This is a genomic window from Psychromonas arctica (assembly GCF_038155225.1).
Taxonomy (GTDB): domain Bacteria; phylum Pseudomonadota; class Gammaproteobacteria; order Enterobacterales; family Psychromonadaceae; genus Psychromonas; species Psychromonas arctica_B.
In genome coordinates this window covers 1-215 of record NZ_JBAKBA010000359.1, presented here as the reverse complement: position 1 = coordinate 215, position 215 = coordinate 1, and the positions used below count along the sequence as shown (strand labels likewise).

Genomic DNA, 215 nt, shown 5'->3' with positions numbered 1-215 from the left:
CGCAGCATTTTTTAAGCCGCCATGTTTTAATGCTTCGTTCACTGATTAGTAAGCATCAGGAAACTCAGTGTATTTACCCACCATACCAATAATAACTTCACTGCTTGTATTAGCTTCTTCAGAAACTACATTTTCCCATTCACTAAAATCTCCTTCAGGACAATCTACACCAAAACGTTCAACACAGATTTGATCTAAACCTTGTTGTTTTATCA

1 pseudogene is annotated in these 215 nt (G+C 36.3%); it reads right to left on the bottom strand.

The annotated features are described in order from the left end of the window. Positions 1 to 48: 48 nt before the first annotated feature. Positions 49 to 215, bottom strand: a pseudogene (gene pyrG / locus V6255_RS18780) (CTP synthetase); the annotation flags it as partial.